The sequence below is a fragment of the Streptomyces sp. SPB074 genome (assembly GCF_000154905.1).
Taxonomy (GTDB): domain Bacteria; phylum Actinomycetota; class Actinomycetes; order Streptomycetales; family Streptomycetaceae; genus Streptomyces.
Genome location: NZ_GG770539.1, coordinates 3,353,571 through 3,369,649, shown reverse-complemented (window position 1 = coordinate 3,369,649; position 16,079 = coordinate 3,353,571). Strand labels below are relative to the sequence as shown.

The window sequence follows — 16,079 nt, the reverse complement described above, 5'->3', positions numbered from 1 at the left end:
CCAGCCACCACGAGGCCGTCGTCAGGGCGTGGGCCAGGGCGTCGAAGCCCGCTCCCGCCGCCGGGCGGGAGAAGCCGGAGGGGATGCGGTCGAGCGTCTCGTCGCGCGCCGACATCAGCGTCAGGCGCAGCGCGACCCCCGCGAGCGCGACACCGAACGCCAGCAGGGACAGGGCGCGCAGCCTGCGGTGCGCGAGCGCGATCGCGGCGCCGCCGAGCACGAAGGCGGCGATGGCGGGCCAGGGCCCGGCCGTCTCGAAGGCGTGGAACACCTTCCGCGCCGTGCCCAGTTCACGGGACTCCACGAAGGTGATCGACGTGTCCGTGTCCGGGATGCGGTCCGCGTACGGGACGTGGTTGTCGATCAGCCGCTGCTTGACCTGCTTGGTGACCGGGCCCAGGTCGATGCGGATGTCCGCGCCCGACTCCCGGTCGCTCAGCGCGTCGAGCACCGCCCGGTGCGCGCCGCGCGCCGCCGCGTCCCACGCGTCCCGGAACGCGGTCGAGCCCGTGAACGAGACCGCCGCCTCGCGCACGAACTCCCGCCCCTGGTCCTGGAGCGGACCGAGATCGACCTGGCGCATGACCCCGTCCGTCACCGCGTCCGCGACCGCCTCGCGCACGGCCCGGTCCGAGGCGAGCGGCGAGACGGTGTCCACGAAGGTGTCCGTGTCCCCGATCTCGTACTTCGCCCACACGGAGAGTGCCCCGGCGGGCACGCACACGCAGGCCACCACCGCGAGCACCACCGCGAGCAGGGCACGCACCACGTACCCGGCGCCCCGCCCCCGCACCCGCGTCTCGCCCTCCGCCACCGCGCCGCCTCCCGCAAGCCCTCACACGACCGTACGTCCTGCCCTCCCGCACCTACCCAGGCAACGCGCCCCCGCACGCCCGCGCCAGTCCCGCGGGCGTACGGGTGAGGAGGGGGCGGCGCGGGGCGGCTGCGGCCCTCACAGGTGGGCGTCCGTCGGGACCTCGCGCGTGTAGAAGTGGTAGAAGGTCATCACGAAGGCACTCGCCGCGAGGATCAGGCCGAGGAAGACCGACCACATGATGCTCGGGTTCGACAGGCTGTGCAGGTAGCCGATGGAGCCGCCCCAGAACACCGCCCACACGAGGGCCCGCCGCAGCCGCGGGATCGCCGGAGTGATCTGCCGCAGGGCGAGGTACACGAGCCCGAAGACGACGCCCGCGACGACGCCGTAGAGCACGTTGAAACCGGTCATCCGGTGCTCGTGGCGCGTCGTCACCGAGGCCCAGAGCCCGTATCCGGCCGCGAGCCAGAAGACGTTGCTCGCCGTGATCGCCGTGACCCCGCGGGCGGGGCGGCGGCGGGCGGCCGGGGGGCGGGGAGCGGTGGCGGGAGCGGCGGCATGGGACATGACTGTCTCCTTTGCGGTCCTTTGTCCCCAGGGTCCTCCTCCCTCGCCCGGCGGCAACCGGAACCCGCGCCGGGCCGCGCGGGGGAGGCCGGTTCGCCGGGCGGTGGCGTCAGGCTCCCGCCGGGTGACGGAGGCCGGTTCCCGCCGGTGCGGGCCGGGCCCGCACCGCCCGTCCCGGCTCCCGCAGAGGGGGCCCGGCTCCCGTGGCGCCCTCCCGTACCGCGTGTTTCGCTGGGCTGGTGAGTTCTCGCCCGGCGATGCGACCCGTCTCGTCCCGCATGTGGGTCGAGGAGCCGCTCCGGCTGCGCGGGCGGCGGGTGGCCTGGCTCGTACCGGCCGCGCTGCTCGTGCTCATCGTCGCCCTGGACTGGGAGACCGACGCGGACTTCCGGATGATCACGTGGATCGTCGTCGTCCCCGGTATCGCGGCCGCGCTGTGCGGGGTGTGGACCACCGCGCTCTTCGGGGTGCTCTCCTGCGCCGGATACCTGCTCATGAACAGCGTCTGGTCGGCGCAGTACCGCACCGGGTGGCCGGACTTCGTCCTCGTCGTGGGCGGCGGAGCCGTCGCCGTCGCCTCCTGCGCCGTGCGGCTGCGCGCCGCCCGGTACGTGGGGCACCTCCAGGACATCGCGGAGACCACCCGGTCCACCGTGCTGCGCCCGCTGCCCCCGCACTGGGCGGGCATGGAGCAGGCCGCGATCTACCTCGCCGCCGACTCCACCGCGCGGGTCGGCGGCGACTTCTACGACATCCAGCCCTCCCGGTACGGCACCCGGGTGATCCTCGGCGACGTCCAGGGCAAGGGCCTCAACGCCGTCACCGCCGCCGCCGCGCTCGTCGGCTCCTTCCGCGAGTGGGGCTACCACGCCCCCGGCCTCGGGGTCGTCGCCGACCGCATGGAGACCCGGATGCGCCGCTACCAGGCGTACAGCGCCGCGATGGGCCTCGCCGACGAGGAGGACCGCTTCGCGACCGCCGCCCTCATCGGCTTCCCGCCCGTCACGGACGCCGATCCGCTCGACCAGACCGCCCAGGCCGACCCGGCGAACTTCCCCGCCCCCACCGCCTACGAGATCGAGATGGTCGACTTCGGGCACGAGCCGCCCCTGGCCGTGAGCCCGCGCGGGGTGCGCGAGATCGCCACCGAACCCGTGATCCCGCTCGGGCTCAGCGCCCTCATGGGCAGCGTCTTCGTCGTCCAGCGCTTCCCCGTCGCGGCGGACGAGACGCTGCTGCTCGTCACCGACGGCGTCACCGAGGCGCGCGACCGCTCCGGCGTGTTCTTCCCGCTCGCCGAGCGGATCGGGGCGCGCGTCGGCGCGGACCCGGGGCTCACGGACCCGGTCCGGCTCGTCGCGCTCGTACGGGACGAAGTGCTGCGCCACACCCGCGGGCGGCTCACCGACGACACCACGGTCCTCGCGGTACGGCGCGCGGGCGGCGGCGAGGTCCCGCGCGAGCCCCCGGGGCCCCGTACCCGCGACGGACCGGCCCCCGCGCCCCCCGCACCCCCCGGCGGGCCCGCCGCCCCCGGCGGACCGCCCCCCGCAGTGAAGGAGTCCCCCATGGCAGCCACGATGAAGGCAGTCCAGTACCGCACCGTCGGCGCCGCCCCCGAGGTGGTCGAGATCGAGAAGCCCGAGCCCGGACCCGGCGAGATCCGGCTCAAGGTCACGGCCGCCGGCGTCTGCCACTCCGACATCGCCGTGATGAGCTGGAGCGCCGACCAGCTCACCTTCCCGCTCCCGCTCACCCTCGGCCACGAGGGCGCGGGGGTCGTGGACAAGCTCGGCGAGGGCGTGCGCAACGTCGCCCTCGGCGAGTCCGTCGCGGTGTACGGGCCCCGGGGCTGCGGGCGCTGCTCCAAGTGCCAGCAGGGCAAGGAGAACTACTGCCTGGACGCGGCCCGCCTCGGCATCTACCCGCCCGGCCTCGGCAACCCCGGCGCGATCGCCGAGTACATGATCGTGGACGACGCCCGGCACCTCCTGCCCCTCGGCGACCTCGACCCCGTCCGGACCGTGCCGCTCACCGACGCGGGACTCACCCCGTACCACGCCGTCAAGCGCTCGCTGCCCAAGCTCGTACCCGGCTCGACCGCCGTCGTCTTCGGCACCGGCGGGCTCGGCCACGTCGGCATCCAGCTCCTGCGCGCCCTCACCTCCGCGCGCGTCATCGCGCTCGACGTCAACGACGAGAAGCTGCGCCTCGCCAAGGAGGTCGGCGCGCACGAGGCGGTGCTCTCCGACGAGCACGCCGTCGAGAACGTCCGCCGGCTCACCCCCGGGGGCCGGGGCGCCGAGGCCGTCTTCGACTTCGTCGGCGTCCCGCAGAGCGTCAAGGCGTCCGGCGCCTGCGCCATGATCGAGGGCGACGTGGTGATCGTCGGCATCGGCGGCGGCAGCCTGGAGGTCGGCTTCGGGCTCCAGGCGTACGAGACGGCCGTGACCTCCCCCTACTGGGGCAGCCGCTCCGAGATGGGCGAGACCTTCGACCTCGCGCGCGCCGGGGCCGTGGACGTCCGCATCGAGACGTACGGGATCGACGAGGCCCCGAGCGCGTACGAGCGTCTGCACGACGGGAAGGTCCGGGGCCGCGCGGTCGTCCTGCCGAACGGCTGAGCCCGCGCCCGCCCACCCACGACGCCCGTGCGGGCCAGCACCACGACGCCCGTGCGGCCCGCGCCCGCCCACTACGACACCCGTGTAGAGCGCGGCGGACGGGACAGTCGTAGAGTCGCGGAAACCCGTGGGGCCCGGCAGCACGCCGGGCCCCACACCCGGCACCGCGCCCGAAGCGCCCGTACGAGTCAAGGAGCCCGAGGAACCGATGGGTGAACCCCCGCGAGCCGTCCGCGCCCCGCGAGCCACCTGCGCCGCCCGCGCCGCCCGCCTCCCGCGCGCCGCCCGCGCCGCGCGTCCCGCCCCGCTCCGCGCCCGCCGGGCGGTGACCGCGTGATCGCCGTCGTCCAGCTCCTCGTCGCCGCCCTCCTCACCCTCGCCTGCGCGCTCTTCGTCGCCGCCGAGTTCTCCCTCACCACCGTCGAGCGTTCCGACCTGGAGCGCGCCGCCGACGTGGGCGAGCGCGGCGCGGCGGGCGCGCTCGCCGCCGTGCGCTCCCTCACCTTCCAGCTCTCCGGGGCACAGCTCGGCATCACCGTGACCTCGCTCGTCATCGGGATGCTCGCCGAACCCGCCGTCACCGAGCTGCTGCGCGGCCCGCTCTCCGCGCTCGGCCTGCCGGACGGCGCGACGTCCACGATCGGCTCGCTCCTCGGCGTCGGCATCTCCACCGTCGTCCTCATGGTCGTCGGCGAACTCGTCCCGAAGAACTGGGCGATCTCCCGGCCCGTCCCCGTCGCGCGCGCCGTCGCGGGCCCGCACCGCCGCTTCTCGGCCTTCTTCGGCTTCTTCATCCGCAGCCTCAACGCGACCGCGAACTTCTTCGTGCGCCGCCTCGGCCTGGAGCCCACCGAGGAACTCGCCTCCGTGCGCGGACCCGAGGAACTCGTCGCGCTCGCACGGCACTCGGCGGCCGAGGGCGCGCTGGAGCCGGACTCGGCGGAACTGTTCATCCGCACGCTGCACCTCAACGACCTCACGGCCGAGAACGTCATGACCCCGCGCGTCGAGGTGCAGGCCCTCGCCGAGGGCGCCAGCGCCCTGGACGCCGCGAACCTCGCCCACGCGACCGGTCTCTCCCGCTTCCCCGTCTACCGCGAGCACCTGGACGACGTCATCGGCACCGTCCACATCCGCGACGTCCTCGCCCTCGAACCCGCCGCGCGCGCCCGCACCCGCGTCACCGACCTCGCCACGCCCCCGCTCCTCGTCCCCGACTCGCTCCCCGCCGACACCCTCCTCGCCCGGATGCGCGCCGCGCGCACGATGGCCGTCGTCATCGACGAGTACGGGGGCACCGCCGGGGTCGTCACGGTCGAGGACATCGTGGAGGAGGTCGTCGGCGAGGTGCGCGACGAGCACGACCCCGAGGAGACCGAGGACCTGCTCCCCGGCCCGCCCACCGCCACGGGCCGCGCGACCTGGGAGGCCGACGGCTCGCTGCGCCTCGACCAGCTCCGCCTCATCGGCCTCAGCGCCCCCGAGGGCCCCTACGAGACCATCGCCGGCCTGCTCGCCACCCGCCTCGGGCGCATCCCCGAGGCGGGGGACACCGTCGTGCTGGACGAGCGGGACGCGGCGGCGCGCGGCTGGGAGTTCACCGTGCTCGCCGTCGAGCACCACCGGGCCGGGCGGGTACGGGTCGTGAAACCCGCCGAGGAAGAGCCCGCCCACGTCGAGGAGGACGCCCGATGACCGCCGTTCAGCTGCTCGTCGGGCTGCTCACGCTCTTCACCAACGCCTTCTTCGTCGGCGGTGAGTTCTCGCTCATCTCCGTGCGCCGCAGCCAGATCGAACCGCTCGCGCAGGCCGGGGACAAGCGGGCGATCAGCACCATCAGGGCGCTGGAGCACATCTCCGCGATGCTCGCGACCGCCCAGCTCGGCATCACCGTCTCCTCGCTCGTCCTCGGCGCCGTCGCCGAACCGGCCATCGCGCACCTGCTGGAGCCGGTCTTCGAGGCGGTCAGCATCCCGCACGGCCTCGTGCACCCGCTCTCCTTCGTCATCGCGCTGACGCTCGCCACGTATCTGCACATGCTCATCGGCGAGATGGTCCCGAAGAACATCGCGCTCGCCGAGCCCGTGCGCACCGCGCTGCTCCTCGGGCCGCCGCTCGTCGCGCTCACCCGCGTCCTCAAGCCGCTCGTGTTCGGCATCAACAGCCTCGCCAACCACCTCCTGCGGCTCCTGCGCGTCGAGCCGAAGGACGAGGTCGAGTCCGTCTTCACCGACGACCAGCTCGCCCGCATGGTGGAGGACTCCAGCGAGGCCGGCCTGCTGAGCGAGGCCGACCGCGACCGGCTGCGCGACGCGCTCGAACTCGGTACCCGGCCCGTCGGCGAGATCATCAAACCGGGCGCGACCCTCGTCACCGTGGACACCACCGTGACCCCCGCCCGCCTCGAACGCGTCGCCGCCGAGTCCGGCTTCTCGCGGCTGCCGGTGACCGGCGAGGGCGGCACCCTCCTCGGCTACCTCCACATCAAGGACACCCTCGGCGTCACCGAACGGGACAAGCCGTTCTCGCGCGCCGCCTACCACCCGCTCACCCGGGTCCGCATCGACACCCCGCTCGACGACACCCTCACCGCGCTGCGCACCGACGACAGCCACCTGGCCGCCGTGACGGGCGAGGAGGGACGGGTACGCGGCTTCGTGACGATGGAGGACGTGCTGACCGAACTCGTCGGCCCGGCGGCCGAGGGCTGAGGTACGCGCGGGGCGTCCCGGGCGGCGGCGGAGAGGTTCCCGTGCGGAGTCTGTGAGGGGCCCGGGGAGGGCCTGGGAAGCGGCTGGGAAAGCGGCCCGGCCGAAAACGGACGCATCGGCTCCAGGGTGGGACAAGCCACACCGGGCGGGCTTGTGCCCGGTGCGGTGGGGGCCACTACGCTGCCGCTGATGCCTTCCACCGACATACTTCCCGCATTTCTGGTGAGACGCGTAATGACCCGTCGGCGTTCCATCGGGGAGGGATTGTGAGCGAGTCCGCGCGCGGACACGGACCAGAGGGCGGTCCGGGGCCCTCGCCCGACCGGCGCGTGCCGCTGCCCCCGGAGAGCGGGGCGGGAAGCGCGCGGGCGACGGGCACGAGCCGGACGACGGGCACGCACACGGTCCGGGCGAGGGGCACCGGCCGGGCGACCGGCGCGGGCGGTCCCGCGACGGGCGCGGGCAGCGACACCCTCGTGCTCAAGCGCGTCGGGGCCACCGGCGGACAAGCGGCCCAGGGCGAGGGGAACACCGCCGCCGGGAACGGCGCGAAACCCGCCGCCAGGCGCCGTGACCCCTTCTTCGACAACGCGAAGTACCTCGCGATCCTGCTCGTCGCGATGGGCCACGCCTGGGAGCCGCTGCGCGGCGACAGCCGGGCCGCCTCGGCGCTCTACATCTTCGTCTACACCTTCCACATGCCGGCGTTCATCATCATCTCCGGCTACATGTCCCGCAGTTTCGACATGCGCCCGGACCGGCTGCGCCGTCTCATCACCGGGGTCGCGGTCCCGTACGTGCTCTTCGAGGTCGCCTACACGCTCCTCAAGCGCACGGCGGGCGGCGACCCGGACTACCCGTTCAGCCTGCTCGACCCCTGGTACCTGACCTGGTTCCTCATCGCGCTGTTCGTGTGGCGCCTGACGACCCCGATCTGGAAGCTCGTGCGCTGGCCGGTGCCGCTCGCGCTCGCCATCGCGATCCTCGCGGCGATCTCCCCGGACATCGGCGACGACCTCGACATGCAGCGGGTCCTCCAGTTCCTGCCGTTCTTCGTCGTCGGCCTCAAGCTCAAGCCCGAGCACTTCCAGCTCGTGCGGCGCCGCGAGGCCCGCATCCTGTCCGTGCCCGTCCTCGTGGGCGGCGCGCTCTTCGCCTACTGGGCGGCGCCGCGCATGAACGCGGCCTGGTTCTACCACCGCGACAGCGCGCAGGAACTCGGCGCGCCCGGCTGGACCGGGGTCGTCATGACGCTCGCGCTCTTCGGCTGCTCCCTCGTGCTCACCGCGTGCTTCCTCGCCTGGGTGCCGCGCCGCCACATGTGGTTCACGGCGCTCGGCGCGGGCACGCTCTACGGCTACCTGCTGCACGGCTTCCTCGCGAAGGGCTCGCGCTTCGGCGACTGGTACGCGGCCGACTGGCTGCACAGCCCGGCGGGCGAGATAGCGGTGACGCTCATCGCGGCGAGCGTCATCACGGTGCTGTGCACGCCGCTCGTGCAACGGCTGTTCAAGTTCGCGATGGAACCGGAGATGCGGTGGGCCTTCCGCCGGGACGTCGAGGACATGGCCAAGCGGCGGTGACTTGTCGCCGGGCGGACCGGTGAGAGAGTGTCGGCAGCGAGACGAAAGGGTGGACGCGATGCCTCTGAGTGGTGCGTACGAACCGAGCCCCGAGAAGTGGGTGCGCGAGCAGGTCGCCGAGTACGAGAGCAGCGGCGGGACGCGCGGCACCGAGATGCGCGGGATGCCGGTCATCGTCCTGACGACGCTCGGCGCGAAGAGCGGCAAGATCCGCAAGACCCCGCTGATGCGGGTCGAGCACGACGGCGAGTACGCGGTCATCGCCTCCAAGGGCGGCGCCCCCGAACACCCCGTCTGGTACTACAACGTCAAGGGCCACCCCGAGGTGGAACTCCAGGACGGCCCGGTCCGCAAGGACTACACGGCCCGCGAGGTCACCGGCGCCGAGAAGGCCGAGTGGTGGGACCGCGCCGTCGAGGCGTTCCCGGACTACGCCGAGTACCAGAAGAAGACGGACCGCCCGATCCCCGTCTTCGTCCTGACCCCGAAGGACTGACGGACAACGACGCGGAACCGCCCGCACCCCGAAGGGGGCGCGGGCGGTTCCGTCGTACCGGGCTCGCGCCCTTACAGCTCGCCGGTCTCCAGCACGAGGTCGAAGGGAGCCGGAAGGGGAAGGGGGGTGCCGAAGGGGTGGGGGCCTTCGACGCGCGTGTAGCCGAGCGGTCCGGGCTCCGCGAACAGCGTGATGCTGCGCTCCTGGCGGTCGACCAGGAGATACAGCGGAGCGCCGTACTCGGCGTAGCGGCGGCGCTTGACCACGCGGGCGGTCTCGGCGTTGGAGGGCGAGGTCACTTCGACGACGAGGAGGGTCTGGTCGGGAAGGAGGGAATTGGAGTCCTCGACCAAGTCGTCGGGGACGATGGCGAGATCAGGGATGTACCAGTTGGGAGACCCCGGCAGGTCGAGGTTGCCGGAGCCGATCTCGTACCCCAACTCCAGACAGCGGCGGGAGATCTGCCGACGAATCTTGTTCGCCGTCCGTTCGTGGGGCCAGCTCGGCGACACCTGTGTGATGACCCCTTCGACGATCTCGGCGTGTTCCCCCGCCACATGCTGGATGGCGTACTTGAGCGCCTGCTCCGCGTCGATGCCCCGACCGTAGTCGGACGTTGCCTCGCTCATGCCGCACCTTTCGCGGACGTTCTACCAGAGAGCGTCAGAGTAGTACAAAACTACCCCTATTCGTCTTGCGCATCCCAGACGTTGCCCGGGACGGCCTCATCCCCCGCCGCCCAGCGCCGCGTCGCCCTCCATTCCCCGCTCCACCTGGCCCGGTACGTCCGCCAGGAGGTAGAGGGACTCGTCGAAGACGGTCAGGACGACGACCACCATCACCGCGTGCGCGACCACGTACTCGATGAGGACACCCGGCGCCACCTGCGCCTTCCGGTTGTCCTCATGCGTGCCGATGGGGGCCGTCGCCGGGTGGTACGGGTTGCGGGCGAGGACCGCGAGGCCCCGTTCGAGGGTCTCCCTGCGGTCCGGTGAGAGCAGCGCCGCCGACTCGGCGCACTCCACCGTGTAGGTGACGCGGAATCCGTCCATGGCGGGAGGGTAACCGCTGCGGCCCTCAGTACTCGCGCCGCTCCGGGTAATGGCACGCCACCCCGCCCTCATTCGTGGGGACTTCCCCCGCGCAGCGCCCCCGGTCGGCTTCCGGTAGCACCGCGTACAGCGGGCAACGGGAGCGGAAACGGCAGCCGTCCACGCGGGTCGTGGGGCTCGGCGGATCGCCCGCGAGCAGGACACGGCGGGCCGCGCGGGCGCGTTCGGCCGGGGGGTCGGGAACGGGAGCGGCGGCGAGGAGGGCGCGCGTGTAGGGGTGGCGGGGGCGGGCGAACACCTCCTCGGCGGGGCCCTGTTCGACCGTCGCGCCGAGGTACATGACGGCGATGTCGTCCGCCATGTGCCGGACCACGGCGAGGTCGTGCGAGACGAGCAGCGAGGCGAAGCCGAACCGCGTCCGCAGGGAGCCGAGCAGGTCGAGGATTCCGGCCCGTACGGACACGTCGAGCGCCGAGACCGGCTCGTCGAGCAGCAGCAGCCGGGGCCGCACCGCGAGGGCCCGCGCGATCCCGACGCGCTGCCGCTGCCCGCCGGAGAACTCGTGCGGGAAGCGCCCCAGGTCCCGTGCCGGATCGAGCCCGACGAGCGCGGTCAGCTCGCGGACCCGCGCGTCGGTCTCGGCCGCGCCCACCCCCTGCGCGCGCGGCCCCTCGGCGATCAGGTCCGCGACGGGGAGGCGGGGGTCGAGCGAGGCCATCGGGTCCTGGAAGACGATCTGCACGTCCCCGCGCAGGGCCCGCCGGGTGGCGCGGTCGAGGGAGTCGGTGCGGTGCCCGAGCACCTCCACGGTGCCGGACTCGGGCGCGCTGAGCGAGAGGATCGCGTCGAGCGCGGTGGACTTCCCGGCCCCGGACTCGCCGACGAGGGCGAGCGTGCGCCCGGCGCGCAGATCGAGATCGACGCCGTCCACGGCGTACACTGTACCGTTTGCCGCCGCAGCGGCCCGGGGGCGCGCAGCGGTTTACTCGGTGAGGGCAGCGGACGCTCAGGACGGTCGGGGCGTCGGCGGGTAACCCCGGCTTCGGAATCACGGCGACGGAAGTTCCGGGGGCGGGTGTCCCGGCGGCGGTCGCTCCGGCGGGGGCCGCCTCGGCGTGCGGGTCGTTCGCGGGGAGCGAGGGCGAGGGCGCCGGCGCGGGCGGCCGGAAGAGCTCCACCGGCGTACGGCCCACCACCTCCTCCGTCCGCAGGCACGCCGCCCACCGCTCCGGCTCCGCCCCCGCGAGAGGTGCCAACTCCGGCTCGTACGCGCGGCATTCGTCCGTGGCGAGCGGGCACGGGGCGCGAAGGGGCAGCCCCCGGGCCGCGCGCCCGGACGGGGCGGGGTGCCGGGCAGGGGGACGAGCGGGGCCCCCGGGCGGGGCACCGCGCCGAGCAGCCCGAGCGTGTACGGCATCGCGGGCCGCGCGAACAGCCCGTCCACGGGCGCCGATTCGACCAGCCGCCCCGCGTACATGACCGCGACCCGGTCGGCGGTGCCCGCGATGACGCCGAGGTCGTGGCTCACGAGGAGCAGCGCCGCCCCGGTCGCCTCGCGCGCGGTGCGCAGCACCTCCAGGACCTGCGCCTGCACGGTCACGTCGAGCGCCGTCGTCGGCTCGTCCGCGAGGAGCACCTCGGGATCGTGCGCGACGGCCATCGCGATCATCGCGCGCTGCCGCATCCCGCCGGAGAACTCGTGCGGGAACGCCTCGGCGCGGCGCCGGGGTTCGGGGATGCCGACGAGATCGAGCAGCTCGACGGCCCGTTCGGCCGCCACCGCCTTCGGCACCGGCGTGTGCACCCGTACGGCCTCGGCGAGCTGTTCCCCGATGCGGTAGACGGGCGTGAACGCCGACAGGGGGTCCTGGAAGACCATCGCGATACGCCGCCCGCGCACCCGGTCCAGCTCCCGCGAGGGCGCCCCGACCAGCTCCGTACCGTCGAGCCGCACGGAGCCCGAGACGCGCGCGCCGCCCGGCGGGAGGCCGAGCACGGCGAGCGCGGTGAGGGACTTGCCCGAGCCCGACTCGCCGACGAGGCCGAGGACTTCGCCGCGCCGCAGGTCGAAGGAGACGCCGCGTACGGCCTCTTCGGCGCCGCCGCGGAAGGAGACGGTGAGGTCGCGGACGGAGAGCAGGGGGGACGTCACGTGGTGTGCCGATCGTTCGGGCGGCTGGTCGGGTCGAAGGCGTCGCGCAGGCCGTCGCCGACGAGGTTGACGGCGAGGACGAAGAGGACGAGGAGCCCGGCGGGGAAGAAGAACATCCAGGGGTAGGTGACGGCCGAGCCGGTGTAGTCGGCGATGAGGGTGCCGAGCGAGACGTCGGGGGCCTGGATGCCGAAGCCGAAGTAGGAGAGCGCGGTCTCGCTCATGACGGCGCCGCCGACCGCGAGCGTCGCGTCGATGACGAGGAACGAGGCGACGTTCGGGAGCACGTGCCGCGTGATGATCCGCGCGGGGGAGACGCCCAGCGACCGGGCGGCGCGCACGAACTCGCGTTCTTTCAGCGACCGCGTCATGGACCGTACGACCCGCGAGGTGATCATCCAGGCGAAGAGCGCGAGCAGGCCGACGAAGCCGGGCCAGCCGGTGCCGCGCAGGCGCGGCGCGAGGATCGCGAGGACGAGGAACGAGGGCAGCACGAGCAGCAGGTCCACGAGGAACATCAGGACGCGGTCGGCCCACCCGCCGAAGTACCCCGCGCAGGCGCCGACGAGGGCCGCGAGCGCCGTCGCGACGAGGCCGACGAGCAGCCCCACGAGCAGCGACTTCTGGAGGCCGCGCACGGTCTGCGCGTACACGTCCTGGCCGATGCGGTTCGTCCCGAACCAGTGGCGCGCGGAGGGGGGTTCGCGCAGTGCCGTGTAGTCGATGTCCGTGTACGACCAGTGCGTGACGTACGGGCCGGCGAAGCCCAGGACGAGCAGGAGGACGACGACGGCGAGCCCGGCGAGCGCGGCACGGCGGGCGAGGAAGCGGCGCAGCACGAGCCGGGCGCGGGTGGGGGTGCGGGGCGTGCCGGCGGCGGCCTCGGCCGGTGGCGCGCTCATCGGCGTACCCGGGGGTCGAGGGCGGCGTGCAGGACGTCGGCGAGGAAACCGGAGAGCAGCACGACGACGGCGGCGAAGCCCGAGACGGCGACGACCGCGTTGACGTCGTTGTCGGCGACCGAGGCGATGAGCCACTCGCCCATGCCGTGCCAGCCGAAGACGATCTCGGTGAAGGTCGCGCCCGTGAAGAGCGCGAGGAAGCCGTACGAGAAGTACGTCGCCATCGGGATGAGCGCGGTCCGCAGCCCGTGCCGCAGCAGCGTCGCGCGCCGCCCGAGGCCCTTGGCGCGGGCCGTGCGCAGGTAGTCCGCGCCGAGCACGTCGAGCATCGTGTTGCGCTGGTAGCGGCTGTAGGAGGCCGCCGTGACCAGGCCCATCGAGAGCGTCGGCAGGAGCAGGTGCACGCTCCGGTCGCCGAGTGTGGCGAGGAGCCCCGGGTGCGGGCCCGGATCGCGCTCCCCCGTGAAGCGGATGAGGTCGGTACCGAGGACGGAGTTCAGCTTGATCGCGCCGATCTTGAGGAGGACGGCGAGCAGGAACGTCGGCGTCGACAGGAGGAGGAACGAGACGAGCGTGACGACGCGGTCGGAGAGGCGGTACTGCCGCACCGCCGTCCACGCGCCCGCGAGGACGCCGCCGAGCGTGCCCAGGACCGTGCCCACGAGCAGGAGCCGCAGGCTCACGCCGATCCGGCGGCCGAGTTCGGCGGCCACCGAGGTGTCGTCCAGCGTGCGGCCCAGGTCGCCGTGGAGGAGCCCGCCGAACCAGTGCGCGAGGCGCGCGGGGAGCGGGGTGCCCTCGTCCAGCCCGAGGGCGCGCAGGTGCGCGGTGACGGCGGCGGGGTCCGGGGGCGGGCGGCGGCCCTCGAAGTAGGCGCGCGGGTCGAGCGCGGAGGCGGCGAGGAGATACGCGAGCGCGAGGGCGAGGAGGAGCAGCACGAGGTGGTGCAGGAGACGGCGCAGGAGGTACGTGGTCATGCGGGGGGCGTCTCCTGGTGGGGGCAACAGGCTTGACCGGTGGGTGAGTTGGGCCGAAGGCTCCGATCCTCGTCACGTCGTGTTGCGCGCGTGTGAAGGGAGCATGGCAGGTACACGAAAACGCTTACGGAGGGCGATTCCCCGGCCTACGCTCCGGGCGTCCCGTCGTGTCCCGCGTTCTGTCCCGCGTCCTGCGGGCCGTCCTGCCGGTCGCCTCGTCGGGCGCCCTGCCCGTCGTCCCGTCCCGCGCGCGGCACCGCGTCGCGCGTTCCCGTCCCTGCCGCGTCCCCCCTGCCCCGTTCCCGTCGTCCCGTCCCGGAGGCTCCCCCATGTCCCCCCTGCCCAGGAACCCGGCCCGCACGGGCCCCGCCCTCACCGCCGTCGCGCTCGCCGCCGCCCTCCTCCTCACCGCCTGCGGCGGCTCCGGCGACGGTGACGGGGGCGACGGCTCCGGGCACAAGCGCGCCGGGGCCCCCGCCGCCGGGGCGCAGGCGATCAACGCGCGGCCCGTCTCGCGGCTGCGCGCGGGCGGAACGCTCAACCTCTCGGTCCGGCAGTGGATTCACCAGTACAACGCGTACCAGGTGGACGGTACGAACGGTGACGCGACCGCGATCCTGGAGCAGGTCGAACCCGTCCTCCAGCCGCGCGACAGCCACGGCGTCCCGCACCCCGACGCCGACTACCTGCTCTCCGCGAAGGTGACGTCCACGTCCCCGCTGGAGATCACCTACCGGCTCAACCCCAAGGCCCGCTGGTCGGACGGAAAACCGCTGTCCTACCGGGACTTCGCGGCGCTCGCGAAGGCGCTCGACGGCTCGGACCGGCGCCACCTCGTCGCCGACACGAGCGGCTACGACCAGATCGCGAAGGTCTCGCGCGGCAGCGACGACCAGGAGGCCGTGGTCCGGTTCCGCGCCCCGTACGCCGACTGGCGGCGCCTCTTCCGCGTCCTCCTCCCCGCCGACTGGATCGACACCCCCGAGAAGTTCAACAAGGGCTGGCTGGAGAAGATCCCGGTCACGGCGGGCGCCTGGCGCGTCAAGTCGGCCGACAAGACGACGCAGACCGTCACCACCGAGCCGGACCCCGCGTGGTGGGGCGCCAAGCCGCGGCTGAGCGCCATCACCTGGCGCGCGCTCCAGGCGCCGGCCCAGACGGAGGCGTACCTCAACAAGGAGATCGACGAGACGAGCGCGATCCTCCCCGAGGACTACAAGCGCCTGGTCAAGGCCCCGAAGACGGACATCAGGAAGGGCGCCCGCTGGGACGAGGTGCACATCACCCTGGGCACGCGCGGACCGCTCGCGGACCTCCGGGTCCGGCAGGCCGTGGACCGCGCGATCGACCGCAAGGGCATCACGACGGCCTTCGCCAAGGACGTGCCCGTCGACGTGGTCCCGCTCGACAACCACTTCTTCATGCCCAACCAGAAGGGCTACCGCGCGAACGCGGGCGTGTGGGGCACCCACGACCCGAAGGCCGCGGCGAAGCTCCTCGACGGGGCCGGGTGGAAGGCGGGCGCCGCGGGCGAGACCCGGACGAAGGGCGGCAAGCGGCTCACGCTCACGTACCTCATCAGCGCGGGCGCCAACGGCTCCGCCGTCGACCAGGCGCAGATCGTGCAGCAGCAACTCGGCGCCGTCGGCATCGGCGTCGAGGTCCGCAAGGTCACCGACGCCGACTACTTCGACAAGTACGTCAACCGGGGCAACTTCGACCTCGTGAGCTTCCGCAACGTCGACAACATCTTCCCCTCGCAGCTCTTCTCGACGTTCCAGCGCCCGCGCGGCGGGCAGAGCTTCCTCAACTTCGGCGGCGTCGGCACGAAGGAGATCGACACCCTGCTCACGAAGGCCGGGCGGGAGACCGACCCCGAGGCGGCCCGCGCCCTCTACAACCAGGCGGACAAGGCCATCTGGGCCCAGGTCCACTCGATCGAGCTGTACCAGCGCCCGCAGATCATCGCCACCCGCTCCGGGCTGGCGAACTGGGGCGCGTCGGGGCTGGGGGACGTGGACTACACGAAGGTGGGCTGGGAGAAGTAGAAGGCGGGCCGGGAGAAGTGGCGGGCGGCGGGGGAGCGGAGTGCTGCGGGGGAGCGGAGGACGGTGGCGCGGGGGCGGGGTGCGTACGCGCGCGGGTGGTGGTCGCCGCGGGTGGCGGGCCGCCTGCGCGGCGCCCCCGTTCACGTACCG

The 16,079-nt window shown here is 73.5% G+C and carries 12 protein-coding genes and 2 pseudogenes; 7 read left to right on the top strand and 7 right to left on the bottom strand.

Going from position 1 to position 16,079, the window contains the following annotated elements; translation table 11 throughout:
* Together SSBG_RS13915 and SSBG_RS13910 are read right to left on the bottom strand one after the other, a co-directional pair.
* The coding region (locus tag SSBG_RS13915; RefSeq protein ID WP_008746754.1) for a hypothetical protein at positions 1 to 814 on the bottom strand (814 nt) is incomplete at its 3' end.
* 138 nt (positions 815 to 952) lie between these two features.
* On the bottom strand, positions 953 to 1,384 hold the full coding sequence (locus SSBG_RS13910) for a hypothetical protein (RefSeq protein WP_008746753.1): 432 nt from the start codon (positions 1,382 to 1,384) through the stop codon (positions 953 to 955).
* A 257-nt stretch (positions 1,385 to 1,641) separates the two neighbouring features.
* Between SSBG_RS13910 and SSBG_RS35785 the strand changes: the two are divergent.
* The 6 genes and pseudogenes from SSBG_RS35785 to SSBG_RS13875 form a co-directional block, all read left to right on the top strand.
* Positions 1,642 to 2,808: pseudogene (locus SSBG_RS35785) on the top strand (PP2C family protein-serine/threonine phosphatase); the annotation flags it as partial.
* A gap of 156 nt (positions 2,809 to 2,964) precedes the next feature.
* Positions 2,965 to 4,008 (top strand): NAD(P)-dependent alcohol dehydrogenase, encoded by a 1,044-nt coding sequence (locus SSBG_RS13900; protein WP_008746751.1) that lies wholly within the window; start codon positions 2,965 to 2,967, stop codon positions 4,006 to 4,008.
* Between the two features lie 333 nt (positions 4,009 to 4,341).
* On the top strand, positions 4,342 to 5,703 hold the full coding sequence (locus SSBG_RS13890; RefSeq protein ID WP_008746749.1) for a hemolysin family protein: 1,362 nt from the start codon (positions 4,342 to 4,344) through the stop codon (positions 5,701 to 5,703).
* On the top strand, positions 5,700 to 6,719 hold the full coding sequence (locus tag SSBG_RS13885) for a hemolysin family protein (protein WP_008746748.1): 1,020 nt from the start codon (positions 5,700 to 5,702) through the stop codon (positions 6,717 to 6,719). Before SSBG_RS13890 ends, SSBG_RS13885 begins: the two co-directional genes overlap by 4 nt.
* A 476-nt stretch (positions 6,720 to 7,195) precedes the next feature.
* Positions 7,196 to 8,302, top strand: a complete 1,107-nt coding sequence (locus SSBG_RS13880) for an acyltransferase family protein (RefSeq protein WP_008746747.1) — start codon at positions 7,196 to 7,198, stop codon at positions 8,300 to 8,302.
* A gap of 58 nt (positions 8,303 to 8,360) precedes the next feature.
* A complete protein-coding gene (locus SSBG_RS13875; RefSeq protein ID WP_037871448.1) occupies positions 8,361 to 8,798 on the top strand; it encodes a nitroreductase family deazaflavin-dependent oxidoreductase in 438 nt (145 codons plus the stop codon).
* 71 nt (positions 8,799 to 8,869) lie between these two features.
* On the opposite strand, the gene SSBG_RS13870 is transcribed toward SSBG_RS13875, so the two are convergent.
* The 5 genes and pseudogenes from SSBG_RS13870 to SSBG_RS13850 form a co-directional block, all read right to left on the bottom strand.
* Positions 8,870 to 9,427 (bottom strand): Uma2 family endonuclease, encoded by a 558-nt coding sequence (locus SSBG_RS13870; RefSeq protein WP_008746745.1) that lies wholly within the window; start codon positions 9,425 to 9,427, stop codon positions 8,870 to 8,872.
* Positions 9,428 to 9,523: 96 nt separating this feature from the next.
* Complete coding sequence (locus tag SSBG_RS13865; RefSeq protein WP_007824284.1) at positions 9,524 to 9,850, bottom strand: hypothetical protein; 327 nt, start codon at positions 9,848 to 9,850, stop codon at positions 9,524 to 9,526.
* Between the two features lie 25 nt (positions 9,851 to 9,875).
* Positions 9,876 to 12,002: pseudogene (locus SSBG_RS13860) on the bottom strand (dipeptide ABC transporter ATP-binding protein).
* A complete protein-coding gene (locus SSBG_RS13855; protein ID WP_037869726.1) occupies positions 11,999 to 12,904 on the bottom strand; it encodes an ABC transporter permease in 906 nt (301 codons plus the stop codon). Before SSBG_RS13855 ends, SSBG_RS13860 begins: the two are co-directional and overlap by 4 nt.
* The gene (locus tag SSBG_RS13850; RefSeq protein ID WP_008746741.1) at positions 12,901 to 13,881 is read right to left on the bottom strand and encodes an ABC transporter permease; all 981 of its coding nucleotides are present in this window, start codon (positions 13,879 to 13,881) and stop codon (positions 12,901 to 12,903) included. Before SSBG_RS13850 ends, SSBG_RS13855 begins: the two co-directional genes overlap by 4 nt.
* Before the next feature lie 329 nt (positions 13,882 to 14,210).
* Between SSBG_RS13850 and SSBG_RS13845 the strand changes: the two genes are divergently transcribed.
* Positions 14,211 to 15,929, top strand: coding sequence for an ABC transporter family substrate-binding protein (locus SSBG_RS13845; RefSeq protein WP_037869723.1), 1,719 nt, complete (start codon positions 14,211 to 14,213; stop codon positions 15,927 to 15,929).
* Positions 15,930 to 16,079 lie beyond the last annotated feature (150 nt).

Bases quoted from the DNA above. Each gene is read 5' to 3' on its own strand.
- SSBG_RS13855 (WP_037869726.1), bottom strand. From the start codon at position 12,904: ATGAGCGCGCCACCGGCCGAGGCCGCCGCCGGCACGCCCCGCACCCCC.
- SSBG_RS13875 (WP_037871448.1), top strand. From the start codon at position 8,361: ATGCCTCTGAGTGGTGCGTACGAACCGAGCCCCGAGAAGTGGGTGCGC.
- SSBG_RS13865 (WP_007824284.1), bottom strand. From the start codon at position 9,850: ATGGACGGATTCCGCGTCACCTACACGGTGGAGTGCGCCGAGTCGGCG.
- SSBG_RS13900 (WP_008746751.1), top strand. From the start codon at position 2,965: ATGAAGGCAGTCCAGTACCGCACCGTCGGCGCCGCCCCCGAGGTGGTC.
- SSBG_RS13870 (WP_008746745.1), bottom strand. From the start codon at position 9,427: ATGAGCGAGGCAACGTCCGACTACGGTCGGGGCATCGACGCGGAGCAG.
- SSBG_RS13910 (WP_008746753.1), bottom strand. From the start codon at position 1,384: ATGTCCCATGCCGCCGCTCCCGCCACCGCTCCCCGCCCCCCGGCCGCC.
- SSBG_RS13850 (WP_008746741.1), bottom strand. From the start codon at position 13,881: ATGACCACGTACCTCCTGCGCCGTCTCCTGCACCACCTCGTGCTGCTC.
- SSBG_RS13845 (WP_037869723.1), top strand. From the start codon at position 14,211: ATGTCCCCCCTGCCCAGGAACCCGGCCCGCACGGGCCCCGCCCTCACC.
- SSBG_RS13885 (WP_008746748.1), top strand. From the start codon at position 5,700: ATGACCGCCGTTCAGCTGCTCGTCGGGCTGCTCACGCTCTTCACCAAC.